This window comes from Microbacterium sp. CGR2 (assembly GCF_003626735.1).
Taxonomy (GTDB): Bacteria; Actinomycetota; Actinomycetes; order Actinomycetales; family Microbacteriaceae; genus Microbacterium.
Genome location: NZ_RBHX01000001.1, coordinates 1556293 through 1578010 on the forward strand (window position 1 = coordinate 1556293; position 21718 = coordinate 1578010).

22 protein-coding genes are annotated in these 21718 nt (G+C 68.0%); 19 read left to right on the forward strand and 3 right to left on the reverse strand.

From position 1 onward, the window contains the following. The first annotated feature begins 1 nt into the window (after position 1). From folE to D7252_RS07790, 8 genes are read left to right on the forward strand one after another with little or no spacing between them, the layout of a single operon-like run. Positions 2 to 604 (forward strand): GTP cyclohydrolase I, encoded by a 603-nt coding sequence (gene folE, locus D7252_RS07755; protein ID WP_120774853.1) that lies wholly within the window; start codon positions 2 to 4, stop codon positions 602 to 604. 16 nt (positions 605 to 620) lie between these two features. Next, entirely contained in the window at positions 621 to 1427 is an 807-nt protein-coding gene (folP, locus tag D7252_RS07760; RefSeq protein ID WP_120774854.1) for a dihydropteroate synthase, read from the forward strand. A 34-nt stretch (positions 1428 to 1461) separates the two neighbouring features. Next, positions 1462 to 1857 (forward strand): dihydroneopterin aldolase, encoded by a 396-nt coding sequence (gene folB, locus D7252_RS07765; protein WP_120774855.1) that lies wholly within the window; start codon positions 1462 to 1464, stop codon positions 1855 to 1857. Then, positions 1854 to 2393, forward strand: a complete 540-nt coding sequence (folK, locus tag D7252_RS07770; RefSeq protein ID WP_120774856.1) for a 2-amino-4-hydroxy-6-hydroxymethyldihydropteridine diphosphokinase — start codon at positions 1854 to 1856, stop codon at positions 2391 to 2393. Before folB ends, folK begins: the two co-directional genes overlap by 4 nt. After that, positions 2390 to 2872 carry a DUF3180 family protein gene (locus D7252_RS07775; protein WP_120774857.1) on the forward strand — a complete coding sequence of 161 codons (483 nt, stop codon included), beginning with the start codon at positions 2390 to 2392 and terminating at the stop codon, positions 2870 to 2872. The genes folK and D7252_RS07775 overlap by 4 nt, the downstream gene beginning before the upstream one ends. After that, a complete protein-coding gene (locus D7252_RS07780; RefSeq protein ID WP_120774858.1) occupies positions 2823 to 3404 on the forward strand; it encodes a PH domain-containing protein in 582 nt (193 codons plus the stop codon). Before D7252_RS07775 ends, D7252_RS07780 begins: the two co-directional genes overlap by 50 nt. Beyond that, a complete protein-coding gene (locus D7252_RS07785; RefSeq protein WP_120774859.1) occupies positions 3401 to 5341 on the forward strand; it encodes a PH domain-containing protein in 1941 nt (646 codons plus the stop codon). Before D7252_RS07780 ends, D7252_RS07785 begins: the two co-directional genes overlap by 4 nt. A 4-nt stretch (positions 5342 to 5345) precedes the next feature. Further along, positions 5346 to 6038, forward strand: a complete 693-nt coding sequence (locus tag D7252_RS07790; RefSeq protein ID WP_120774860.1) for a DUF2520 domain-containing protein — start codon at positions 5346 to 5348, stop codon at positions 6036 to 6038. 114 nt (positions 6039 to 6152) lie between these two features. Here D7252_RS07790 and D7252_RS07795 read toward each other — a convergent pair whose 3' ends face one another. Further along, on the reverse strand, positions 6153 to 8066 hold the full coding sequence (locus tag D7252_RS07795) for a DUF2207 family protein (RefSeq protein WP_120774861.1): 1914 nt from the start codon (positions 8064 to 8066) through the stop codon (positions 6153 to 6155). A gap of 77 nt (positions 8067 to 8143) precedes the next feature. Between D7252_RS07795 and lysS the strand changes: the two genes are divergently transcribed. Next, positions 8144 to 9676 (forward strand): lysine--tRNA ligase, encoded by a 1533-nt coding sequence (gene lysS, locus D7252_RS07800; protein WP_120774862.1) that lies wholly within the window; start codon positions 8144 to 8146, stop codon positions 9674 to 9676. A 23-nt stretch (positions 9677 to 9699) separates the two neighbouring features. Here the strand turns inward: lysS and D7252_RS07805 are convergent, their stop codons facing one another. Next, entirely contained in the window at positions 9700 to 10821 is a 1122-nt protein-coding gene (locus D7252_RS07805) for a DUF4192 family protein (protein ID WP_120774863.1), read from the reverse strand. A gap of 113 nt (positions 10822 to 10934) precedes the next feature. Between D7252_RS07805 and D7252_RS19975 the strand changes: the two genes are divergently transcribed. The 3 genes from D7252_RS19975 to D7252_RS07815 all read left to right on the forward strand — a co-directional run bounded on the left by D7252_RS19975 (position 10935) and on the right by D7252_RS07815 (position 13439). Further along, the gene (locus D7252_RS19975; RefSeq protein WP_183055217.1) at positions 10935 to 11108 is read left to right on the forward strand and encodes a hypothetical protein; all 174 of its coding nucleotides are present in this window, start codon (positions 10935 to 10937) and stop codon (positions 11106 to 11108) included. 83 nt (positions 11109 to 11191) lie between these two features. After that, positions 11192 to 12652 (forward strand): cardiolipin synthase, encoded by a 1461-nt coding sequence (gene cls / locus D7252_RS07810; RefSeq protein WP_120774864.1) that lies wholly within the window; start codon positions 11192 to 11194, stop codon positions 12650 to 12652. Between the two features lie 61 nt (positions 12653 to 12713). Beyond that, a complete protein-coding gene (locus D7252_RS07815) occupies positions 12714 to 13439 on the forward strand; it encodes a hypothetical protein (RefSeq protein WP_120774865.1) in 726 nt (241 codons plus the stop codon). 14 nt (positions 13440 to 13453) lie between these two features. Here the strand turns inward: D7252_RS07815 and D7252_RS07820 are convergent, their stop codons facing one another. Further along, the gene (locus D7252_RS07820; protein WP_120774866.1) at positions 13454 to 14455 is read right to left on the reverse strand and encodes a diacylglycerol kinase family protein; all 1002 of its coding nucleotides are present in this window, start codon (positions 14453 to 14455) and stop codon (positions 13454 to 13456) included. 220 nt (positions 14456 to 14675) lie between these two features. On the opposite strand from D7252_RS07820, the gene D7252_RS07825 reads away from it, so the two are divergent. Genes D7252_RS07825 through D7252_RS07855 form a run of 7 tightly spaced genes read left to right on the forward strand, consistent with a single transcriptional unit; the run spans position 14676 to position 21702 of the window. Further along, positions 14676 to 15635, forward strand: coding sequence for a MetQ/NlpA family ABC transporter substrate-binding protein (locus D7252_RS07825; protein ID WP_183055218.1), 960 nt, complete (start codon positions 14676 to 14678; stop codon positions 15633 to 15635). 45 nt (positions 15636 to 15680) lie between these two features. Beyond that, positions 15681 to 16706, forward strand: a complete 1026-nt coding sequence (locus D7252_RS07830; protein ID WP_120774868.1) for a methionine ABC transporter ATP-binding protein — start codon at positions 15681 to 15683, stop codon at positions 16704 to 16706. Continuing rightward, on the forward strand, positions 16700 to 17374 hold the full coding sequence (locus D7252_RS07835) for a methionine ABC transporter permease (protein ID WP_120774869.1): 675 nt from the start codon (positions 16700 to 16702) through the stop codon (positions 17372 to 17374). The genes D7252_RS07830 and D7252_RS07835 overlap by 7 nt, the downstream gene beginning before the upstream one ends. A 5-nt stretch (positions 17375 to 17379) precedes the next feature. Then, positions 17380 to 18321, forward strand: a complete 942-nt coding sequence (locus D7252_RS07840; RefSeq protein ID WP_183055219.1) for an FAD-binding oxidoreductase — start codon at positions 17380 to 17382, stop codon at positions 18319 to 18321. A gap of 14 nt (positions 18322 to 18335) precedes the next feature. Beyond that, the gene (locus tag D7252_RS07845) at positions 18336 to 19529 is read left to right on the forward strand and encodes a PLP-dependent aminotransferase family protein (protein WP_120774871.1); all 1194 of its coding nucleotides are present in this window, start codon (positions 18336 to 18338) and stop codon (positions 19527 to 19529) included. 29 nt (positions 19530 to 19558) lie between these two features. Then, positions 19559 to 20884 (forward strand): serine--tRNA ligase, encoded by a 1326-nt coding sequence (gene serS, locus D7252_RS07850; protein WP_120774872.1) that lies wholly within the window; start codon positions 19559 to 19561, stop codon positions 20882 to 20884. Further along, complete coding sequence (locus D7252_RS07855; protein WP_120774873.1) at positions 20881 to 21702, forward strand: HAD family hydrolase; 822 nt, start codon at positions 20881 to 20883, stop codon at positions 21700 to 21702. Before serS ends, D7252_RS07855 begins: the two co-directional genes overlap by 4 nt. Positions 21703 to 21718: the final 16 nt, after the last annotated feature.

A 21718-nucleotide genomic window follows, 5' to 3' on the forward strand; every position in this document is an offset into this window, starting at 1 on the left:
CGTGACCGTCGACCGTCAGCGAATCGAGCGGCTCACCAGAGAGCTGCTCGAGGCGATCGGAGAAGACCCGGATCGTCCAGGCCTGAAGCAGACGCCGTCGCGAATGGCAGAGTTGTACGCCGAGTTCTTCGCGGGTGTCGGTGAAGACCCGGCCGCGCCCCTGGCGCGCACGATCAGCGTCACGCGAGGGCCCGCCCCCGACACCCTCCCGTCGGGAGCCGTGCTTCTGCGCGACATCCGTTTCCGCTCCGTCTGCGAGCATCATCTTCTGCCGTTCGCCGGCCTCGCACACCTCGCCTATCTGCCGGGGGAGCAGGTCGTCGGACTCGGCGCGCTCGTGCGTGTGGTCGAGATCCTCGCGGCGCGGCCACAGGTGCAGGAGCGGCTCGGCGAACAGATCGCCGACACGATCGCGGAGCACCTCGACACCCGCGGCGTGCTCGTCGTCCTCGACGCCAGCCACGGCTGCGTGACCATGCGCGGCGGTCGGCAGACCGAGGCCACCACGCTGACGATCGCGGCACGCGGCGAATACACGGATGCCGTAGCCAGGACCGAGCTCATCTCCCTGATCGGCTCAGCCGGCTCAGGAACCCATCGATGAGGGGGCGGATCCGACGATGACGGCCATCTGGGGCATCGTCAACGTCACTCCCGATTCCTTCAGCGACGGGGACCGCTATCTCGACGTCGACCGAGCCGTCGCCCACGGGCTCCGCCTGCGTGCGGACGGCGCAACCGTGCTCGATGTGGGGGGCGAGTCGACACGACCGGGTGCGGAGCGCGTCGGCAGCAAGATCGAGCAGCAGCGGGTGATTCCGGTGATCGAGCAGCTCGTCGCCGCGAACGTTCCGGTCAGCGTCGACACGCTCGACGCTGCCACCGCCGCTGCAGCCGTTCGGGCGGGAGCCAGAATCGTCAACGACGTCTCCGGTGGGCTCGCGGACCCCGAGATGCGGTCGGCGGTCGCCGAATCGGGCGCGGACTTCGCCATCGGGCACTGGCGCGGCTTCTCTGCGGACATGTACGCGCGCGCCGAGTACCATCGGGTCGCGCGCGAGGTCGCCGGCGAGCTGCAGGAGCGCATCGGTGAAGCCGCAGCATCCGGCATCGCGCCGTCGCGACTCATCGTCGATCCCGGCATCGGATTCGCCAAGACAGGGGCGCAGAACTGGGAGCTGCTGCGCGGCCTCGACGAGATCGTCGCACTCGGCCCTCGCGTGCTCATCGGCGCGTCCCGCAAGCGGTTCCTCGCCGAGACGCTGCGGACCACCGGCGCCGGCGGCGAGATCTCCGAGTCGCGGCGCGACCTCGCCACGGCGGTCACGAGCGCCCTCGCTGCCCGCGCAGGGGTCTGGGCGGTTCGTGTTCACGACGTCGCCGCCACCCGCGATGCTCTGGCCATCACCCACGCTTGGGAAGGCTGAGGCGCCACACCAGAGCCCCCCGTACGCTAGGGGCATGGATTTCCTTGACGAGATCGTCCTCACCGGACTGACCGTGTTCGGCCGCCACGGGGTTTACGCCCGCGAGCGGGAGACAGGTCAGGAGTTCGTCATCGACCTCCGCCTGCATCTCTCCCTCGAGCAGGCCGGAGCATCCGACGACGTGAACGACACCGTGCACTACGGGGAGCTTGCCGAGAAGGTGGCGGCGGTCGTCGGCGGTGAGCCGGTGAACCTGATCGAGACGCTCGCCGAGCGGATCGCCACCGTTGCGCTCGAAGACCGCCGTGTGCAGGGTGTCGTCGTGACCGTGCACAAGCCGTTCGCTCCCATCCCGCTCACCTTTGCCGATGTGGCCGTCACGGTGCACCGCACTCGGACACCCGAAGGGCTCGAGGACATCACGACATGAGTCGGAACCTCACCATCCCCCCTGAGGTCCCGGGTCCGCGGCCGGGCAGGCCGGAGACGGTCGCCGTGGTCGCTCTGGGCGCCAACCTGGGCGACCGTGATGCCACGATCCGCGGTGCGGCCGAGCGCATCGCCCGCCTCCCGCTGGTCACCGATGTGCGGTTGTCTCGCCTCTTCGAAACCGTCGCCCTCCGTCCCGAAGGGCCCGACCCCGACGCCCCCGCCTACGTCAACGCCGTCGCCCTGGTCGCGACACGGCTGGCCCCGGAGATCTTTCTCGGGCTGCTGCACGCGATCGAGGACGAGAACGGGCGGGAACGCCACGAACGGTGGGGTGACCGCACCCTCGACCTCGATCTCATCGCGTACGGCGACGTGTTCTCGGACGACCCGCGGCTGCAGCTGCCGCATCCGCGCGCAGCCGAGCGTCTGTTCGTGCTCGATCCCTGGCTGGACGTCGATCCGGAAGCCGAGCTGCCCGGGCGCGGCAGGGTCAGCGATCTTGCCGACGAGCTGCGCGCGCGGGGTCGGGAATGAAGCGCACCTCGGCGGGACTCCTGGCGGTCCTCGCGTTGCTCGCCACCGGAGGCGGGTTCCTGCTCAACCACCTGTTGACCGCGAGTGGACGTGCGACGTTCACGCCGTCGCTGCTGCTGCCGGTCCTGCTGCTGTTGATCGCGGCGGCGTCGGTCGGGGTGGCCTGGCCGGTTCGCGCGAGTGTGCGCACCGGCATCCGTATCGACCCGTTCCGAGCGCTCCGAGCGGCGACGCTGGCACGGGCTTCCAGCCTCCTCGGTGCGATCATGGCCGGGTTCGGGGCCGGACTGCTCCTCTTCCTTCTGTCGCGGCCCATCGATCCACAGGTAGGGTCGACTGTGGCCATGCTGGCCCTGATCGGAAGTGCGGTCATTCTCGTGATCGCCGCACTCATCGCCGAACAGTTCTGCACTCTGCCGAAGGATCCTGATGACTCAGAACCCCGAGACCGCGCCCCTGAACCCGGCGGAGGGCACTGATCGACACGCCCTCGATCAGGGCACCTACACCCAGCTGCGCACAGCACGAAATGAGGCACGACTCGAGCTCGACGGCGTCTGGCACCAGATATCGCCTCGCTACGTGGTCTCGCAGATCCTCCAGAACGTGATCTTCATCGCCTTCGTGGCGGCGGTGGCCATCGTGCTGCACCTCGTTCTCGATCAGACATGGGTGTGGATCCCGGCCGGGGTGATCCTGATCGTCACGGTGCTGGCGCTCGTCATCCTCCCGCGCCAGGCGAAGGCCATCGGGTACATGCTCCGCGCCGACGACATCGTCTTCCGCAAAGGCATCCTCTGGCAGCGGATGATCGCCGTTCCCTACGGCCGGATGCAGCTCGTGGACATCACGCAGGGACCGCTCGACCGCGCGTTCGGCATCAGTCAGTTGAAGATGGTGACGGCGGCAGCGACCACCGGTGTGCAGATCCCGGGGCTCACGCAGAGCGCCTCCGAGGCGCTGCGTGACACGCTGATCGAAGTGGCCGAGACCCGCCGGACCGGCCTGTGAGCGAGCAGAGCCCCGCTGCCCCGAGCGCGCAGGTGCCCACGGGCGTCAAGGACGCATCGACGACCCTCGCGGACGGCGAATGGCATCGGATGCATCCGCTCACGCCGCTCTTCAAGGGCGGCTTGGTCCTCATCATCGTGGCGGGAATCGTCATCACGAACATGCGGGACCGGCTCATCAACTGGTTCGTCACCCTTTTCACGCCCGAAGAGGCGAACTACAACGGCTACTCCGGCGGCGACCCTGTCGACTGGGTGTTCGAGAACAACCTGATCCTCCTCGTGCTGCTCGGGGTCCTCGGCCTCGTGGTCGTGCTCGTGCTCGTCTTCTGGTTCTTCTGGCGGTTCCACCAGTTCCGCATCACCGGCGACCACGTCGAGGTCCGCAAAGGCGTGGTCTTCCGGTCGCACCGCCGCGCGCCACTCGATCGCGTGCAGGGAGTCAACCTGACCCGTCCGTTCCCCGCCCGCATCATCGGGCTGGCGAAACTCGAAGTGGTCGGCGCGGGCAACGACGCGAATGTCGAGATGGAATACCTGGCGACGTCCCGCGCTGAATCGGTGCGGACCGACATCCTTCGGCTCGCATCAGGGGCACGGGCCGCGCGCAAAGCGGCGCTCAACCCGCAGTCCGGGGGTGCGGCGACGGGTGCACCGGCGTCGGTTCGCTCTCAGCTCCGGGGATCGATGAACGAGGGCGTCACCGGTTTGATCGCCGGCGTGGACCTCGACGACGTCGCTCCCGAGAGCGTGGTGAAGATCCCGACCGGCCGCCTGGTCGGTTCGCAGCTGATCGCCGGAATCCTGTGGCTGGTCTTCTTCGCTGTGATCTTCGCGGTGGCGCTCGGCAGCACGATCATCGGCATCCTCATCGACGGCGACCCTGACGGCGGCGTCGTGCTGCTCGGCATCGGCCTCGGGATGGGGATCCCCATGGTGATCGCCGTCGTCGGTATCACCTGGGCGCAGATCTCCAAGTCCTTGCGGTACTCGATCGCGCCGACACCCGACGGAGTGCGCATCACATATGGGCTGCTGACCACGGTCACAGAGACCCTCCCGCCGGGCCGCATCTTCGCGGTGGAGGTCTCGCAGTCGCTGCTCTGGCGACCGTTCGGCTGGTGGACCATCAAGATCAACCGGATGAGCGGCAAGAGTGCGGCGCAGCAGACCTCGGGCAGCGCGCAGCAGTTCAACGTGGTGCTGCCCGTCGGCAAGCGCGCCGACGTCGAGCGTGTGCTCGGGCTCGTCCTCCCCGATGTGCCGAGCGAGCAGCTCGGCTTCCTGTGGGAGCACGGCATCGTCGGCCCCATCGACGGCGACCCTTTTCTCCGGATGCCTCGGCGTGCGTGGTGGCGTCGCCCGCTGTCGTGGAAGCGCGCCGGGTACTTGGTGGCCGATTTCGGGTTGGTGCTGCGTCGCGGATTCGTGTGGCGCAAGCTCGCCGTGTTCCCGCTGGCGCGGCTGCAGGGGGTCTCCCTCTCGCAGGGCCCGATCGACCGGGCGCAGCGAGTGTCGGGCGCGCAGGTGCACACGGTTCCGGGGCCCATCACCGGCTATCTCTCCGGGTTCGAGCGGGACGACGCCCTGTCGTTGCTCGACGGAGTGAGCCGGGCGGCGGCGGAAGCCGCTTCGCGCCACACCACTCACCGGTGGAGCGAGCATGTCGCAGAGTCCGTGCCGGTCGCGGTGCCGGCGGGTTCCGCTTTCCCCGCTGCTTTCCCACCTCCGCCGCCGCCTGCACCGCCGACGGCACCCGCCGCGCCTGTCGCACCGCCGGTCGGCTCGCCGCCTCCTTCGGCTCCTCCGGCTCCTCCGGCTGCACCGCCCGTGGCACCACCCGTGGCTCCGGCTCCGCCCGTGGCGCCGCCCGGTGCTCCGCTGGCGTTCCCCGCTCCACCCGCTCCGCCCGCGCCGCCTGCCTCTCCGGTGGAGTGAGGCAGTGGTACGAGACGGACGCCTGGGCGTCGGGATCATCGGCGCGGGAAGAGTGGGGCCCGTTCTCGGTGCAGCACTCGGCGGCGCCGGGCATGCGGTGATCGGGATCACGAGCGGATCTGACGACGAACGCGCGTCGGCGGTCCTGCCGGAAGTTCCGGTGCTGGACGCGCTGGAGGTGGTGCGGCGAGCCGAGCTCGTGATCGTCGCCGTGCCGACCGACCAGCTCGCGTCGCTCGTCGCGGGCATCGCGGAAGTCGGCGGATGGCAGATCGGCCAGCTCGTCCTGCACACCGACCCTGGTTACGGTATCGAGGTGCTGCGGCCGGCCGCGGAGCGAGGCGCGATTCCGTTGGCGGTGCACCCCGCGATCACGTTCTCCGGAACATCGATCGACCTGCGTCAGCTGCAGGCCGGATTCGCGGCCGTGACCGCGCCACCCGCGGTGCTGCCCATCGCGCAGGCGCTGGCGGTCGAGATGGGCTGCGAACCGATCGTCATCGCGGAGGAGGATCGGGCGGCCTATGCCGACGCCATCCAGACCGCGACGGAGTTCTCGCGCTCCATCATCGGCCAGTCCACCGCGCGGCTGCGCGAGATCGGCATCGAGAACCCGGGCGGTTACCTCTCCGCGCTCGTGCAGTCCACGGTCGAGCGGGCACTGCGCGAAGCATCCGATCCTCCGCACCTGATCTGACCGAGAGTGCGACGTCGCCGCCCCACAGCGGTTGCATCAGCGCCCGCCGGAGAGGCCTCGGTGTCCGCGCCTGCCCGGGAGACAGGGCGTCCGCGCTCGTGGAGACGCCGCTCGTCAGCGCCCGCCCGAGAAGCCTCCGCCTCCGCCTCCGCCGGAGAAGCCACCGCCGAACGATCCGCCCGAGCTCGACGAGCTGTCGGCCGTCGGTGAGGTGTACGTGGCGGCCGCGTGCGAAGATGCCGCGAAGCTGGTCAGGTAGAGGCGCAGGTAGGGCGAGGTCGGGTCGCCGATCCAGTCGGGGCCGCGCTGCGCACGCGCGTAAGCACCCTCGAGCACCTCACCCCACTCGTCTTCCATGCCGAAGAGCATCGCGTACGGGAGAAGGCGCTCGTAGAGGTGGATCACATCGACGGCACCGTCCTGCCGGCGCTCGGCTCCGCTGTATGACTGCAGCATCTGCAGTCGGTCGGCCTCGGCCACGCGGATGAAATCCTCGACACCCTTCAGGTACTCGAAGGCTTGCGCTCCTTCCGCGGTGAGGACCGTGTGCCTCGCGAACGCGTAGAAGCAGGAGACGAGCACGATGAAGAGAGTGAACGACATCACGACGAGAGCAGGGATGGCGGAGAGCCGACCGCTGATCACGCCCCAGAGCGCAAGTGCGAACCCGATGGTCCCGACGGTGACGGCGGTCCACTGCAGGATCGCGGCGCCCCGACTGCGCGCCGTGGTCGTGAAGCCTCGAGACGCCGCTGCGGTCTTTCCGCTCTGTTCCAGCGCCACCATGCGCATCGCGAAGTCCTCACTCGCGGTGGGAAGGTCTGTCACGCTGTCGTCATCCGCGTCGACGAACAGCGCGTCGAGTGCCTCTGCGTCGAGGGGGTCGGTATCGAGCGTCTCGGTGGATGCGTCGACGGTGAGGCGTCGCAACCGCGGGCGCTCCGGTGCGTCGCCTTCTTCGATGCGGATATCCCTGCGGACGGCGAGGTGCACGATCTCGGCCGGCACCACGCTTTTCACTCCGGGGAGCAGCGGGGCGGCGAGCAGTGGCGGGAGGGACACCGGGACGTCGTACTGCGCGACGATGATTCCGGTGGCGACCCGGCGGCGGCGGCGGAACGCGGAAACCGCCACCCAGCTTCCGATCGACAGTCCGGCGGCGGCGGCCGCCGCGGCCAGCGGGATGACGTCGGTCACAGGGTTCGGCATCCGGGCAGGTGGCTGTGCGGCGGTTCCCGCTTCGAAGCCGATGGCCACGGTCACGCCGTCGCCTGCCTCGCGCTGTGCGGACTCCACGCGGAACACCGCTGCGTCGCCGTCTTGCACCGGGCCCTGGAGATCGCACGAAGCGGTGGAGCCGGACTGTCCTGAATAGCAGCTCGCAGCGCCGGTGAGTCGCGAGGCCATCGCGTCGTCGAACACGACGTCGGCACGGAAACGCTCGATGGGCTGGGTGCTGTCGAGCGGGAGGAGATCCCAGTAGAACTCGTCGACACCCTTGCCGGATGGGCTTTCGGAGTCCGGCGAGCCGGACCCGGTCGAGAGGTCGGTCGACAGGATGACATCGCGCATCTCGTACTCGATCACATAGGTGGACAGCCCTCGCACGTAGTCGTCGTCACCGGTGAGGACCAGCAGCAGGCCGTCTTCCTCGTCGGTCTCGTACGGCACCTCCGAGCCGCTCCCGTCGGTCACGGACAGCACTCGCGTGTCGAGCCCCGCGCCCTCGTACGAGGTGGGCAGCCCGCGGACGATGCCGCGGTTCTGATCGGCGTCGGGGAAGCGTGCGACGAGTGTCTCGGTGACGTGCATCTCCGACCGGCCGTCTTCATCGAGCCCCACCTCGTACTCGGCCTCCCACGAGGCGTACGAGAAGTCGTCGACATCGGTCGGCACGGCCGCGCTGCCGACCCGGGCCGTCTGAACGGTGGCGGTCGAGTCCGACGCCGTGGCAGCAGCCGGTGAGCCGAGGCCGGCGAGAACTAGGGCGAATGCGGCCAGCGCGCGGATGATCCGTGAGGCGGTCATGCTTCGAGGCTACCCAGAGCGCACGGACCGGACGGTCGGCCTCGGTAAACTGGGGGGAACTTCAAGGAGCCCCGCACATGACTGACGCGTCCGCCGCGCCCGAACCTTCCTCGACCGATCCGTCGACCGAGGACGACATCCACGAGCAGAAGGCCGTTCGTCTCGCCAAGCGTGCGCGTCTGATCGAGAAGCGGGCGGATGCCGCGGGTGGAGCGTTCCCCGTCGGTGTCCCGGTCACGCACACGATCCCGGCGCTCCGTGCCGAGTACGGCGAGCTCGAGGCTGGAGCCGAGACCGGCGTCGTCGTCGGCATCGCCGGACGCGTGGTCTTCAGTCGCAACACGGGCAAGCTCTGCTTCGCCACGCTGCAGGCGGGGGATGGCACGCGGATTCAGGCGATGATCTCGCTCGCGAACGTCGGCGAGGAGTCGCTGGCGGGCTGGAAGGAGTACGTCGACCTGGGTGACCACGTCTTCGTGCACGGCGAGGTGATCTCCAGCCGCCGCGGCGAGCTGTCGGTCATGGCCGATGACTGGGCGATCGCGTCGAAGGCGATCCTTCCGCTCCCCAACGCCTATTCGGAGCTCAGCGAAGAGGGTCGGGTACGCAGCCGCTACCTCGACCTCATCGTTCGCGATCAGGCCCGCTTCACCGTTCGCGCCCGCGCTGCCGTGAACGCGAGCCTCCGCGCCACGTTCACCAGCCACGACTATCTCGAGGTCGAGACTCCGATGCTGCAGGTGCAGCACGGCGGAGCATCCGCCCGTCCGTTCGTCACGCATTCGAACGCCTTCGACACGGAACTCTTCCTCCGCATCGCTCCGGAACTGTACTTGAAGCGCGCCGTCGTCGGCGGCATCGAGCGTGTGTACGAGATCAACCGCAACTTCCGGAACGAGGGTGCCGACTCCACCCACAGCCCCGAGTTCGCCATGCTCGAGGCATACCAGGCGTACGGCGACTACCACCAGATGGCCGCGCTCACTCAGGAGCTCGTACAGCAGGCGGCTGTCGCGGTGACCGGGACGACGACGGTGACGTGGGCTGACGGCACCGAGTACGACCTGGGCGGCGAATGGGATCGCATCTCGATGTACGAGTCGTTGTCCGCGGCATCCGGTCGCACGATCACCCCTCAGGATTCCGTCGAGGATCTGATCGCGTTCGCCGAGGCGAACGGTGCCGACGTGCCCCCGCAGGCGACGCACGGCAAGCTCGTCGAAGAGCTCTGGGAGCACTTCGTCAAGGGCGACCTCGTGCGTCCGACGTTCGTGATGGACTTCCCGGTCGACACCTCGCCGCTGGTGCGCGAGCACCGAGCGATCGCAGGCGTCGTCGAGAAGTGGGACCTCTACATCCGTGGCTTCGAGCTGGCGACCGGATACTCCGAGCTCGTCGACCCGGTCATCCAGCGCGAGCGCTTCGTCGAGCAGGCCAAGCTGGCCGCCCGCGGCGATGTCGAGGCGATGCCCATCGACGAGGAGTTCCTGCGGGCACTCGAGCACGGCATGCCCCCGTCCGGAGGGATGGGAATGGGCATCGACCGGCTGCTCATGGCGATCACGGGCCTCGGCATCCGCGAGACGATCCTCTTCCCGCTCGTCAAGTAGGGTTCCGGGGCTCGTTTCGAGGGTCATTCCGCCGCGACGCGCCGGAACGCCCACTCCGGCAGCATCGCACTGCCGATCATGGTGTCGAGGAGGGCGGCGAGTCCGTAGTCGGGGTCGATCGCCCGTGCCATGTCGAGGTAGTGACCGGCGTGCGATGAGCGTCCGAGTGCCCACGAAAGCCACGCGGCCGCGGTGAGCGGCGCCGGGCGAGACGCGCGCGGCGCGAGCGCCGCCGCCGTCCGGACGACGGAGAGAGCGGTCCGCAGCCGATCCGGGTCGGGAGCTGGACCACGTCCGAGGAAGACCTCGCCGAGGTCATCGGGGACCATCACGCCCCTCTCCGAGAACGCGAGTTGAGCTTCGAGGGTGCGCATCCCGCCGGAGAGCCCCGTGGCCCATTGTGCGATCGCGACATCACGGAACAGCGGCCGGTCCATGCACCACAGGAGCGCGGCGGCGGCGAACGGAGATAGTTCGTCGGGTTCTTGCAGCACCGACTCGAAGAATGCCGGGATGTCTTCGAGCATCACGAGGGCGGCCATCGCCGTCGTGTTCTCACGGCCGGTCGATCGTGCGTGGCACTGGTCCGGATGAAGCTGCGCGGTGAGTTCCCGCAAGGCTTTTCCGACCCGTTCCTTCGTGGCGAGATCGGCGGGTGGGAGGTCGGACCCTGCGAGCTGATCGCCCGAGACGTCGCCGACGGAGCGCGCCTCGGGGGCGGCGACGATCTCGCCGAGTTCTCCGAGACGGGGGTCGTCGGCGAGGTAGCTCGCCCAGCCGGTAGGGGTCACGCAGAGAGCATCGACGACACGCAGCCCGGCTTCTTCAGCGCAACCGAGCAGTTCGTCGACGGCCACCGCCAACGGCAGCACCAGCCCGTCACGCGTCGCGTGCGCCTCGTCGTCGGTGTAGACGACCACGGCCACAGCATCCGTCCCCTCGACGCGAGCGACCAGTCCGACGGCGGCATCGGCGAATTCGTCGAGGGGAGCGTCGTTCGGCGGGAGATCGAGGCGCATGGCGCCGTAGGTGCGGGTGCGGCGGAACGGGAGCAGCACGATGCTCTGTCGGGGCGTGAAGCCCGCGAGGGAGGGAACGATGCTGAGGAACTCAGCGGAGTCGGAAGCTCGAAGCAGTGTCGTCATCCCAGGAGTGTGGCCGAATGGCAGCGCCTCTCGGGGCCGAAACCACGTGCTGTGGACGGTTATCGCTCAGGTCGTCTCGTGTGGACGAGGAGTCGCTCGCGTACGATGGAGGTATGGAGAACTTCTGGCTCGCTGCGGCATGGTCGCTTCTGCCGACCGTTGGCGTCAGCGTGGTGTTCTTCTTCGTCCTGCGCGGCATCCTTCGTTCTGACCGCACCGAACGTCGAGTTCACGCGCGCATCGAGGCTGAAGAGCGCGCCGCGCGCGGTCTTCCGCCGCGCAGCTGAGTCCCACTCGTCCGCTACTGTGAAGCCAACGTGCCGGGCAGGCGCGAGCCGCCGGTGACGGGCACCGCGGTGGGAAGGGACAGATGACTGCGGCCACGTGGGGTTGGTGGATCGCAGCGTTCATCATCGCGGTCGACATCGCCATCCGCACGGCGGCGATCATCATCATCCCGCGCAACCGCCGCCCGACCTCCGCGATGGCGTGGTTGCTCGCGGTCTTCTTCATGCCGATCGTGGGTGTCTTCCTCTTCCTGCTGATCGGCAATCCTCGCCTTCCGCGCGCTCGACGACGCAAACAGGATCAGATCAACTCCTACATCGCCGAGACCAGTGAGAATCTTCACTTCGGCACTCTGCGTCCGGACGCGCCCGAATGGTTCGGCCCCATCGTGGAGATGAACCAGAAGCTGGGTGCCTTGCCGCTGTCGGGCGACAACGGGGCGCACCTCATCTCCGACTACCAGGAGTCACTCGATGCGATGGCTGCGGCCATCCGCGAGGCCCAGGACTACGTGCACGTGGAGTTCTACATCCTGCAGTCCGACGACGCGACCGACAACTTCTTCCGCGCGCTCGAAGAGGTCTCCGAGCGCGGCGTCGAAGTGCGCGTCCTCCTGGACCATTGGGCGAACCGCGGCAAGCCCCGCTACAAGCAGACGATCAAGAGACTCGACGCGATGGGTGCGAACTGGCATCTGATGCTGCCGGTGCAGCCGCTCAAAGGCAGAATGCAGCGACCCGACCTCCGCAACCACCGCAAGCTGCTCGTCGTCGACGGCAAGGTGGCGTTCCTCGGGTCGCAGAACGTCACGGATTCGACGTACAACCTGCCCAAGAACATCAAGCGCGGACTGCATTGGGTCGACCTGATGGTGCGCATCGACGGACCCGTCGTGCTGAGTGTGAACGCGATCTTCCTCAGCGACTGGTACAGCGAGACCGACACGGTTCTCGAGGAGATCGACATCGATCGTGCCGAGATCGGCTCAGGAGATCTGGACTGCCAGGTCGTTCCGTCCGGTCCGGGCTTCCGGGTCGAGAACAATCTGAGGCTCTTCCTCGGGCTGCTGTATGCGGCCAAGAAGAAGATCATGATCGTCAGCCCCTACTTCGTCCCCGACGAAGCGCTGCTGCTGGCCGTCACCGCCGCGGTCGACCGCGGCGTACACGTGGAGCTGTTCGTCTCGGAAGAGGGCGATCAGGCGATGGTCTACCACGCACAGCGCAGCTACTACGAAGTGCTGCTCAAGGCCGGCGTGCGCATCTGGATGTACCGCAGGCCGTACATCCTGCACACCAAGACTCTGACGATCGATGACGAGGTCGCTGTCATCGGCTCCAGCAACATGGACATGCGCTCGTTCGGTCTCAACCTCGAGGCGTCGATGCTCGTGCGCGGTGAAGAGTTCGTGTCGGAGATGCGCGAGGTCGAAGACAAATATCGTTCGCTCAGCCGCGAACTGACCCTGGAGGAATGGATGCAGCAGCCCCTGCGGTCCACCATCCTCGACAACCTCGCGCGGCTCACCTCGGCGCTCCAGTGAGCCGCCGGACTGCGCGCTGATTCGCAGTGATCGACGCGAGCGAGCCGAGTACCCTGTCACCATGGACACACGGACACGAATCGCCGCTGCTCTCGCCGCACTCGTCGCGTCCGTGCTGATCGCCGGGTGCACGTCGATGCCGGGCTCGGATGCGCCGACCGATGGTCCGGTGCCGGATGTCGACAGTGGCGACACCGACGACATCGAGGGCACGCTGCTCGACGGGGGGCGGATGTTCGCCGTCGTCACATGGGGCTCGTCGACCTGCGTCCCGCAGATCGATGCGATCTCAGCGGAAGGGCAGACGGTCACGCTGACTCTCGTCGATCCGCAAGGAGACGGCGACACCGCGCCCGTCTGCACCAAGGATCGGGCACCGCGGGCGAGTGTCGGGGCGTTGCCGGAAGGGGTTGACCCCGCCTCCGAGGTCACGCTGAACGTGAGCTACGGAGATGTCAGTGACGATGTCGACCTCGACGTACACAGCGCGTCGGCCGACGCACCCGGCATGGAAACGGGCCACCCGTCGGCAGGCTGGTACGACGACGGCGGCCTGGTGCTGCTGACGTGGGGCTCCTCGTCCTGCCCGCCGATCGTCGAGGCGCTGGAGGGCGCAGGCAACGAGGGGACGGCGACGTTCGTCACCGACGACGAGAAGATCTGCACCATGGACTTCGCCCCCCGCGCCACCGTCATCGATTTCGGAGATGACGCCGTCGACGACGACGGCACCTTCACCCTCACGCTCGTCGGCGGCGGCCTCGACGGCACGGTCGAAGTTCGCTGACTCCGTCCCCGTTCTCAGAGCGTGGACACGGGGTGGCCCGACGGCAGGGCGAGCAGAAGTGCGCCCGGGTCGGCACGGCAGGTGATTCGCACCGCTTCGCCGAACTCATCACCGTCGAGTTCGACAGGGATCGGTCTTGAGGCGGCTGCCTCGGCGGCCAATCCGCGGAAATAGTGCACCGAGGCATCCCTTCTGCCGCGACGTTCCAAGACGCGGCGCCCGGCCGGGAAGCGACGCAGCACCGAGTTGTCCCACCAGATCCTCCGCCAGACGCCGAACCATCCGAACATGCCCGACGGCTGGATGACGGCGACGTCGAGAGCGGCGTCCGTGACGGATGCGTCGGGGATCAGAGCGATGCCGGCGGGAAGGGTCCCGCAGTTGGCGAACAGGATGCTGTGCACCTTCGTCGAATGCAGGCGTCCCTCGTCGATCTGGTACACCGAGCGGAACGGCTTGGCGCCGGGGAGCGACCTCGCTGCCCCGTCGACGTAGGCGATCCACCCGACGGAGCGCTTGAGATCCGAGCGGGTGTTGGCGATCATATCGGCGTCCAGTCCGATGCCGGCGAGGACCACGAAGGCGTGCTCGGACTCTTCCCCGTCTTCACGGATCATGCGCGCCCAGCCGATGTCGATCGGATACCGGAAGTCGCCGAGCGCTGCGCGGATCATCTCGGCAGGGTCGCCGAGGGGGAGGCCGAGATTGCGCGCGAGCAGGTTCCCGGTCCCGCTGGGGAGTATGGCCAACGGAACCCCGGTGTTGGCCATCGCCTCGGACACCGCGCGCACCGTGCCGTCACCCCCGGCCACGAGCACGACGGAAACCCCGCTGACGAGCGCTCGAGCGGTCGCATCCTGCCCGGCATCCTCGATGGTGGTGGCGTAGAAGGCCGGCGGCGCCCACCCGGACTCGGCCGACATCTCCTCCACCACTGCGCGGAGGCGGGTCTCATCCACCTTGATGGGGTTGTAGACGAGCGCCGCCTGACGTCGGCCGGAGGCGCTCGTGGTCATGGCGCTACTCTAGCGCCGGCACCCGTGTGCGAGACCGGCGACGATGGGCGCCGACGCCCCGCGTATGTCGGCGCGTTACCGTGCGATGGTGAGGTCGCGCACCGCGCCGCTAACGTCGGAAGTCGTCCCGCTCTTCGTCGGCGCAGCTGATTCCTCGGCTGTACGCGGGACGTACCCGCGCAGTCCCGACGGCCCATCGCCTCGTCTTGCAGGAGCCCGAATGTCAGAGCAGAGCCACACCCAGAATGAGATCGACGCGCACCTCGCGAAGCAGAAGTCGCGGAAGCGGCTGTGGCTGATCGGCGGTGGCATCGCGGCGATCGTCGTCGCTGCGGCGATCGCGATCCCCCTCATCGTGCAGAACAGCAACGCTGAAGCTGCGGGCGCGGGCGGAGACGATCTGATCCCGCTGACGATCGCCGACACCGCGCAGAGCGACTTCCAGGATGCGATCATCGAGGTCGGGCGGGAGAACGGCCTCGACCTGACGTTCGTCAACTTCGATGACCCCTACCTCCCCAACACCGCTCTCGTAGAGGGAGAGGTCGACGGCAACTCCTTTCAGCATGTCGCCTGGCTCAGCCAGTTCAACAAAGAGAACGGGTCCGACATCACGCCGGTGTTCTCCACCGTGATCTCCGCGTGGGGACTGTTCTCGCAGGACTTCACGTCGGCTGAAAGCATCCCCGAGGGCGCGAAGATCGCCGTGCCGGACGATCCGGCGAACTTCTCCCGCGCGCTCTTCATCCTGCAGACCGCCGGCCTGCTCGAGGTCGATGAGAACGCCGGCGTGTTCCCCACCGAGGAAGACATCACGGCGAACCCACGCGGCATCGAGCTCGTGCGCATCGCCCATGAGTCGGTGCAGACGAGCTACGCGGATCCGACCATCTCGGCCGTCGTCATCGCAACGGATGACTTCGACCCTGCGCTCGAGATCACGAGCGACGACGCTCTGGTGCTCGAAGACTCGTCCGCCACGACGTCGAGCCCCTACGTCATCGTGGTCGCGACGACCGCGGACCGTGCGGACGACCCCGCCTGGGCGCTTCTGGAGAATACGTACCGCGACGAGCGCGTGGTCGAGGCACTGAAAGAGGAGAAACGTGGCGAGGCCACGATCGTCGAGCTGCCCGTTGATGATCTGCGTGCCGCTCTCGCGGAGCTCGTCGCGCAGTAGTCGCGGCGGTGCGGAGATCGACCGCCCTTTCAGACCGAGGTTCGAATGACAGAGCGCATCCAGCTGACCGGGGTGTCGAAGGACTATCCCGCGCAGGGGAAAGGCGACCCCGTGCGGGTGCTCCGGGACATCGACATCTCGGTGCAGGCCGGCGAGATCTACGGGCTGATCGGTCGTTCCGGCGCAGGGAAGTCGACGCTGCTGCGAATGATCAACGGACTCGAGAAGCCGACCGAAGGACAGGTGCTGGTCGACGGCGTCGACGTGCACGCACTGCCGCCTGCCGAACTGCGTGCGCTGCGACACAGCATCGGCATGGTGTTCCAGCAGTTCAACCTCTGGAACTCCCGCACCGTGTTCGGCAACATCGCCACGCCGCTGAAGCTCGCCGGCTGGAAGGACGCCGACATCTCTCGTCGAGTCGGCGAGCTGCTCGACTTCGTGGGGCTCGGCGGAAAAGCTTTCGCGCGTCCGCGGCAGCTGTCCGGCGGGCAGAAGCAGCGGGTCGGTATCGCCCGGGCGATCGCGGCCCGGCCGTCGGTGCTCCTGGCCGACGAGGCGACGAGCGCACTCGATCCGCAGACGACCACCGAGATCGTCGATCTGCTGCGATCGGTCAACGAGGAGTTCGGCATCACCATCGTCGTGGTGACCCACGAGATGGACGTGATGAGTCAACTGGCCGACCGCGTGTCGATCCTGAGCAACGGCGACGTGGTCGAGTCGGGCGACATCCACCAGATCCTCGCAAGACCGCAGCATCCGATCACCGCCAACCTCGTCGGCTCCTACACCCGCACGATGCTGAGCGAGAAGGATCGGAGGGCGCTCGCCGCCGAGTTCGAGGGACGGCTGATCTCGGTGGCCATGGACGGGGTGATCGCCGAGGGACCGCTGCTGTCCTCGCTCGCTCGCGCTCACGGCGTCGACTTCTCGATCATCCAGGGTGGTGTCGCCAGGGTGAAGAACCTCCCGTACGGTCAGCTCAGCCTGGCGTTGCACGGACAGGACGATGACGTCGAACGGTTCCTCGCTGAACTCGCGACGCGCACCGAGGTGACGACATGGTGAGCATCGACGCCCTCGATCTCGACGTCGTCGTCCCCAAGGTGGCGCGGGCCCTCGGGGAGACGCTGTTCATGGTCTCGGTGGCCTTCTTCCTCGCTTCCGTGATCGGACTGATGCTCGGCATCTTCCTCTACGCCACGCGTCCGGGACAGCTCCTGCACAGCAAGGTGGTCCACACGGTCCTCAACATCGTCGTGAACACGCTGCGTCCGATCCCCTTCATCATCCTGCTCATCGCTCTCACTCCTTTCACGAGAGCTCTGATCGGCACGAGTATCGGCCCCGCAGCGGCGATTCTGCCCCTGACCATCGCCGCGTCCGTGGGCATCGCCCGCGTCGCCGAGTCGAATCTCGTGGCCGTCGATCCCGGCGTCATCGAAGCGGCCAAGGCGTTCGGCGCCTCACCCCTGCACATTCTGTTCGGCTTCGTGGTCAGAGAGGCGTTCGGGCCGCTGCTGCTGTCCCTGACCTTCATCTTCGTCGCGCTGATCGACGCGACCGCGGTCGCCGGCGCAGTCGGCGGAGGAGGGCTCGGGAACCTCGCGCTCACCTACGGCTACCAGCGCTTCGACTATGCGGTGATGATCCTCATCATCATCGTGCTGATCGCGCTCGTGCAGCTGGTGCAGTTCGTCGGGAATCGCATCGCCCGTCACTTCATCGACGGATGACGTCCATGGCAGTCCGTGATCGTCGTCGTGTCGTCGTCGTGGGCGCCGGCGTGATCGGGTCTGCGACGGCGTCGCGGATCGCGGAACGCGGCGTCGACGTGGTGCTGCTGTCGGCAGAGCGCGCGGGAAGCACAGCGACGTCGCGGGCGAGTTTCGCCTGGGTGAATGCGCACGGGAAGACGCCGGATGCGTATCGCCAGCTCAACGAGGACAGTCGCCGACTGCACCTTCGACAGTCGGCGGTGCATGATGTTCCGTGGTTCCACCGCATCGGTTCGGAGATCGATGGCGTCGTGCATGCCGATGACGGCTACGTCGACGCAGAGGCGTTCATCGCGGCCCAGGTCCACGACCTGCGTCTCGCGGGCGGCACGGTGCGGGATGCGATTCCCGTCGAATCGCTCGACGAGGTCCGCGGGCTGTGCGGCCCGGCGGATGCGATCGTCGTCGCAGCCGGCGCCGGCACAGCGGGCCTCGTGGCCGGCATCCCGCGCAGCGCCCGTCGACTGCAGACATCCACCGGACCGGTCGGCTTTCTCGCACGCATCGACGTAGACGAGCATCCGCTGCCTGCTCGCGTCTACTCGAGAGACGGTGTGCAGGTGCGCCCGGACGGCGCGGGCCGGGTCGCCGCACAGAGCCTGCGCCTCGAGGCCGAGCTCCTCCGCAACGGTGCTGTGGCGTCGCGGCGCACCGTGTGGTCGCGGTTGCGCGACGAGATCGAGCGCACCCTGGGCTGGCGCATCCCCGCCGATGCGAACGTGCGGATCGACGCTGCGCCGCGCCCTCGTGCAGCCGACGGTCTCCCGGTCGTCGGCTGGATGGCAGAGGATACTTATATCGCCCTCAGCCACAGCGGGATCACGCTCGCGCCGCTGCTGGCGGAGTCGATCGCTCGCGACCTGTGCGGCGACGAAGACCCCCGGCTGACCCCTTTCCGTCCCTGACCGATCGGACTTCCATGACTGATGCCGCACTCACGCCCAGTGCCCTGCTGGCGGGTCTTCCCGCGCGCCAGGGGTTCGGCGACGCGACGCTCATCCGGCTGCCGCCAGGCGCCGTCGATCTGGGTGGGGGGAACCCCGCCACCGATCTGCTCCCCCTGGACGTCTACCGCGACGCGTTCCAGACGGTGACCGTCGGTGAGGGTTTCGCGTCCCTGTTGAAGTACACGCCCGCCGCCGGCCTTCCTTCCTTGCGGGCGGTGATCGCGCAGCGGGAAGGCGTGTCGCCCGACCGAGTGCTGATCACCAACGGCGGCGCGCACGGCCTTGCGCTCGCGGTACTGAGCACGCTCGATGCCGGTGATCTGATCGTGGTGGACGACCCGGTGTACCCGCTCTTCCTGCGCGTCCTCGACCTGATCGGCGTGGAGGTCGCACCGATACCGGTCGGAGCCGACGGGATCGACACCGACGTCCTGGAGCGCCATCTCCGCGCGGGTCTGCGACCGAAGGCGCTGTTCACCGTCCCGACGTTCCAGAACCCCTCCGGTGTCACCCTCAGCGCGGAGCGGGAGGCTGCGCTGGTCGCGCTCGCCGAGAAGTACGGGTTCGCCATCATCGCCGATGACCCGTATCGGGCCATCGCCTTCCCCGGAACCGTGGTGCCGGAGCGCACCGCTTTCCGCGACTCGGATCGCGTGCTCGGCGTGAACACGCTCTCCAAGACTCTGGGGCCCGGCCTCCGACTCGGCTGGATCGTGCTGCCCGCAGCGCTTTCAGAGCGTGTGTCATGGTTGCGCAATCGCATCGACGGGCAGACCGGTGGTGTCGTGCAGGCGGTCGTGGAGCGGATGCTGACGGATGAGCGGCTCGAGCCCTCGATCACCGCGGCGAGCGAGGCGTACGCCGCGAAGGCGCGCCAGCTGACGACGGCTCTGCGGGCAGAGTTCGGCGACGACGTCGAGGTGGCCGACCCGCAGGGCGGGTTCTTCGCCTGGGCGCGGATCGGTGGCGAGCTGGACTTCGGCGAGCTGTTCGACATGGCACAGGACCGAGGGGTCACCTACCAGCGTGGCGAGTGGTTCGCCGCCGCCGGTGAAGGATTCCGGGGGTTCGCCCGGCTGTCCTTCTCCGAGCAGAGCGAAGCGGACCTCGTGGCGGGTGTCGCTCGTCTCGCGGACGCCTGGCGAGAGCTGATCGGGCGCAGATGACCCACGGCGCGGCGTCCTAGACTTGGTGGATGATCGACCTCGCACTCCTCCGCGACCAGCCGGAGATCGTCCGCCGTTCACAGGCCGCTCGCGGGAACGACCAGAGCACCGTCGACGTGGCACTCGAGGCAGATCGCTCGCGCCGCGCAGCGCTCTCGGCGTTCGAAGACCTGCGAGCGGAGCAGAACGCCTTCGGCAAGCAGGTGGCCAAGGCGGCCAAGGAGGAGAAGGCGGCTCTCGTCGCGCAGGCCAAAGACCTCGCGGACCGCGTCAAGCAGGCGCAGCACGCGGCGAACGAGGCGGCGGAGGCAGCATCCGAGGCGCTCGCCCGCATCGAGAACGTCGTCATCGACGGTGTCCCGGCCGGGGGAGAGGCTGACTTCGTCGAACTGCGTCGCGTGGGCGAGGTGCCGTCGTTCGGGTTCGAGCCGCGCGATCATCTGGAACTCGGCGAGATCCTCGGGGCGATCGACATGGAGCGCGGCGCGAAGGTGTCGGGCTCGCGATTCTACTTCCTCCGCGGTATCGGCGCACGGCTCGAGATCGCCCTGATGAACATGGCGCTCGACAAGGCGCTGCAGCACGACTTCGTCCCCATGATCACCCCGACGCTCGTGCGACCGGAGATCATGCAGGGGACAGGGTTCCTCGGGGAGCACGCCGACGAGGTCTACCACCTCGACAAGGACGACGACCTGTACCTGGTCGGCACGAGCGAGGTGGCGCTGGCCGGGTACCACAAGGACGAGATCGTCGATCTGACAGGCGGCGCGCTCCGCTACGCGGGATGGTCGACCTGTTACCGGCGCGAAGCCGGATCGCACGGCAAGGACACCCGCGGCATCATCCGCGTGCACCAGTTCAACAAGTTGGAGATGTTCGTCTACACGACGGCGGAGGACGCCGAGGCGGAGCACCTGCGCCTCGTCGCGCTGCAGGAGGAGATGCTGACCGAACTCGGGCTCGCCTACCGCGTGATCGACGTGGCGGCCGGCGACCTCGGGTCCAGCGCTGCCCGCAAGTACGACATCGAGGCCTGGGTCCCGACGCAGGACGCGTTCCGCGAACTCACCTCGACCTCGAACTGCACCACGTTCCAGGCTCGGCGTCTCGACGTGCGGCACCGGCCGGAGGGTGACGCGTCCGGCGCTCCGAACGGTGCGGCCAAGACGCAGCATGTCGCCACACTGAACGGGACGCTCGCGACCACTCGCTGGATCGTGGCGCTGCTCGAGACGCATCAGCAGGCTGACGGCTCGGTGCGGGTGCCGGAGATCCTGCGGCCCTATCTCGGGGGGATGGACGTGATCCGACCGGTCGGTTGGGTCGAGGAGACGCAGGAGGGTGAGGCATGACCGACGTCTGGCTCGTCGGCCTCGACGTCGACGGCACGATCCTCTTGCAGGACGAGACCATGAGCCCCGGTGTGCCGGAGGCCGTCAGCCGTGTGCGCGAGGCGGGTCATGAGGTGACCATCGCCACCGGCCGAAGTTGGATGGCCACCCGCCGCTACGTCGAAGAGCTCGGGCTGACCGCCGAGTACGTCGTGTGCTCGAACGGCGCCGTGACGATGCGACGTGTCGGCGACGACTGGGAGCGTTGGAAGATCGAGACGTTCGATCCGCGGCCGGTGCTGGAGCTTCTGCAGGAGCGGCTCCCGGATGCACGGTACATGGTCGAGTTGGCCTCGGCGCAGCGTCTCTACACCGCGCAGCTCGATGACTGGACGCTCGACGGCGGTCGGCAGGTCGATTTCGAGGAGCTGGGTGCCGAGCCGGTCTCGCGCATCGTCGTCGTCTCTCCCGGTCACGACGAAGACGACTTCCATCGTCTGGTGGCGGATGCCGGTCTCAACGAGGTCTCGTACGCCATCGGGTGGACAGCGTGGCTCGATATCGCACCGCAGGGCGTCGACAAGGGCACGGCCCTGGAGCAGGTGCGCACCGAGCTCGGCGTCGACGGCAGCCGCGTCTTCGTGGCCGGCGACGGCCGGAACGACATCGGCATGTTCGGCTGGGCACGGACCCTCGGTGGCCGAGCGGTGGCGATGGGGCAGGCTCCGGACGAGGTGAAGGATGCAGCGGGGGAGATCACCGCTGACGTGGTCGACGGCGGCCTCGCGCAGGCGCTGGACACGCTTCCAGCACCCGCCCAGGTCAGCGCGCGAGAATAGAACTCGGCTAGACTCA

Bases quoted from the DNA above. Each gene is read 5' to 3' on its own strand.
- folP (WP_120774854.1), top strand. From the start codon at position 621: ATGACGGCCATCTGGGGCATCGTCAACGTCACTCCCGATTCCTTCAGC.
- folB (WP_120774855.1), top strand. From the start codon at position 1,462: ATGGATTTCCTTGACGAGATCGTCCTCACCGGACTGACCGTGTTCGGC.
- folK (WP_120774856.1), top strand. From the start codon at position 1,854: ATGAGTCGGAACCTCACCATCCCCCCTGAGGTCCCGGGTCCGCGGCCG.
- D7252_RS07775 (WP_120774857.1), top strand. From the start codon at position 2,390: ATGAAGCGCACCTCGGCGGGACTCCTGGCGGTCCTCGCGTTGCTCGCC.
- D7252_RS07780 (WP_120774858.1), top strand. From the start codon at position 2,823: ATGACTCAGAACCCCGAGACCGCGCCCCTGAACCCGGCGGAGGGCACT.
- D7252_RS07795 (WP_120774861.1), bottom strand. From the start codon at position 8,066: ATGACCGCCTCACGGATCATCCGCGCGCTGGCCGCATTCGCCCTAGTT.
- lysS (WP_120774862.1), top strand. From the start codon at position 8,144: ATGACTGACGCGTCCGCCGCGCCCGAACCTTCCTCGACCGATCCGTCG.
- D7252_RS07805 (WP_120774863.1), bottom strand. From the start codon at position 10,821: ATGACGACACTGCTTCGAGCTTCCGACTCCGCTGAGTTCCTCAGCATC.
- D7252_RS19975 (WP_183055217.1), top strand. From the start codon at position 10,935: ATGGAGAACTTCTGGCTCGCTGCGGCATGGTCGCTTCTGCCGACCGTT.
- cls (WP_120774864.1), top strand. From the start codon at position 11,192: ATGACTGCGGCCACGTGGGGTTGGTGGATCGCAGCGTTCATCATCGCG.
- D7252_RS07815 (WP_120774865.1), top strand. From the start codon at position 12,714: ATGGACACACGGACACGAATCGCCGCTGCTCTCGCCGCACTCGTCGCG.
- D7252_RS07820 (WP_120774866.1), bottom strand. From the start codon at position 14,455: ATGACCACGAGCGCCTCCGGCCGACGTCAGGCGGCGCTCGTCTACAAC.
- D7252_RS07825 (WP_183055218.1), top strand. From the start codon at position 14,676: ATGTCAGAGCAGAGCCACACCCAGAATGAGATCGACGCGCACCTCGCG.
- D7252_RS07830 (WP_120774868.1), top strand. From the start codon at position 15,681: ATGACAGAGCGCATCCAGCTGACCGGGGTGTCGAAGGACTATCCCGCG.
- D7252_RS07835 (WP_120774869.1), top strand. From the start codon at position 16,700: ATGGTGAGCATCGACGCCCTCGATCTCGACGTCGTCGTCCCCAAGGTG.
- D7252_RS07840 (WP_183055219.1), top strand. From the start codon at position 17,380: ATGGCAGTCCGTGATCGTCGTCGTGTCGTCGTCGTGGGCGCCGGCGTG.
- D7252_RS07845 (WP_120774871.1), top strand. From the start codon at position 18,336: ATGACTGATGCCGCACTCACGCCCAGTGCCCTGCTGGCGGGTCTTCCC.
- serS (WP_120774872.1), top strand. From the start codon at position 19,559: ATGATCGACCTCGCACTCCTCCGCGACCAGCCGGAGATCGTCCGCCGT.
- D7252_RS07855 (WP_120774873.1), top strand. From the start codon at position 20,881: ATGACCGACGTCTGGCTCGTCGGCCTCGACGTCGACGGCACGATCCTC.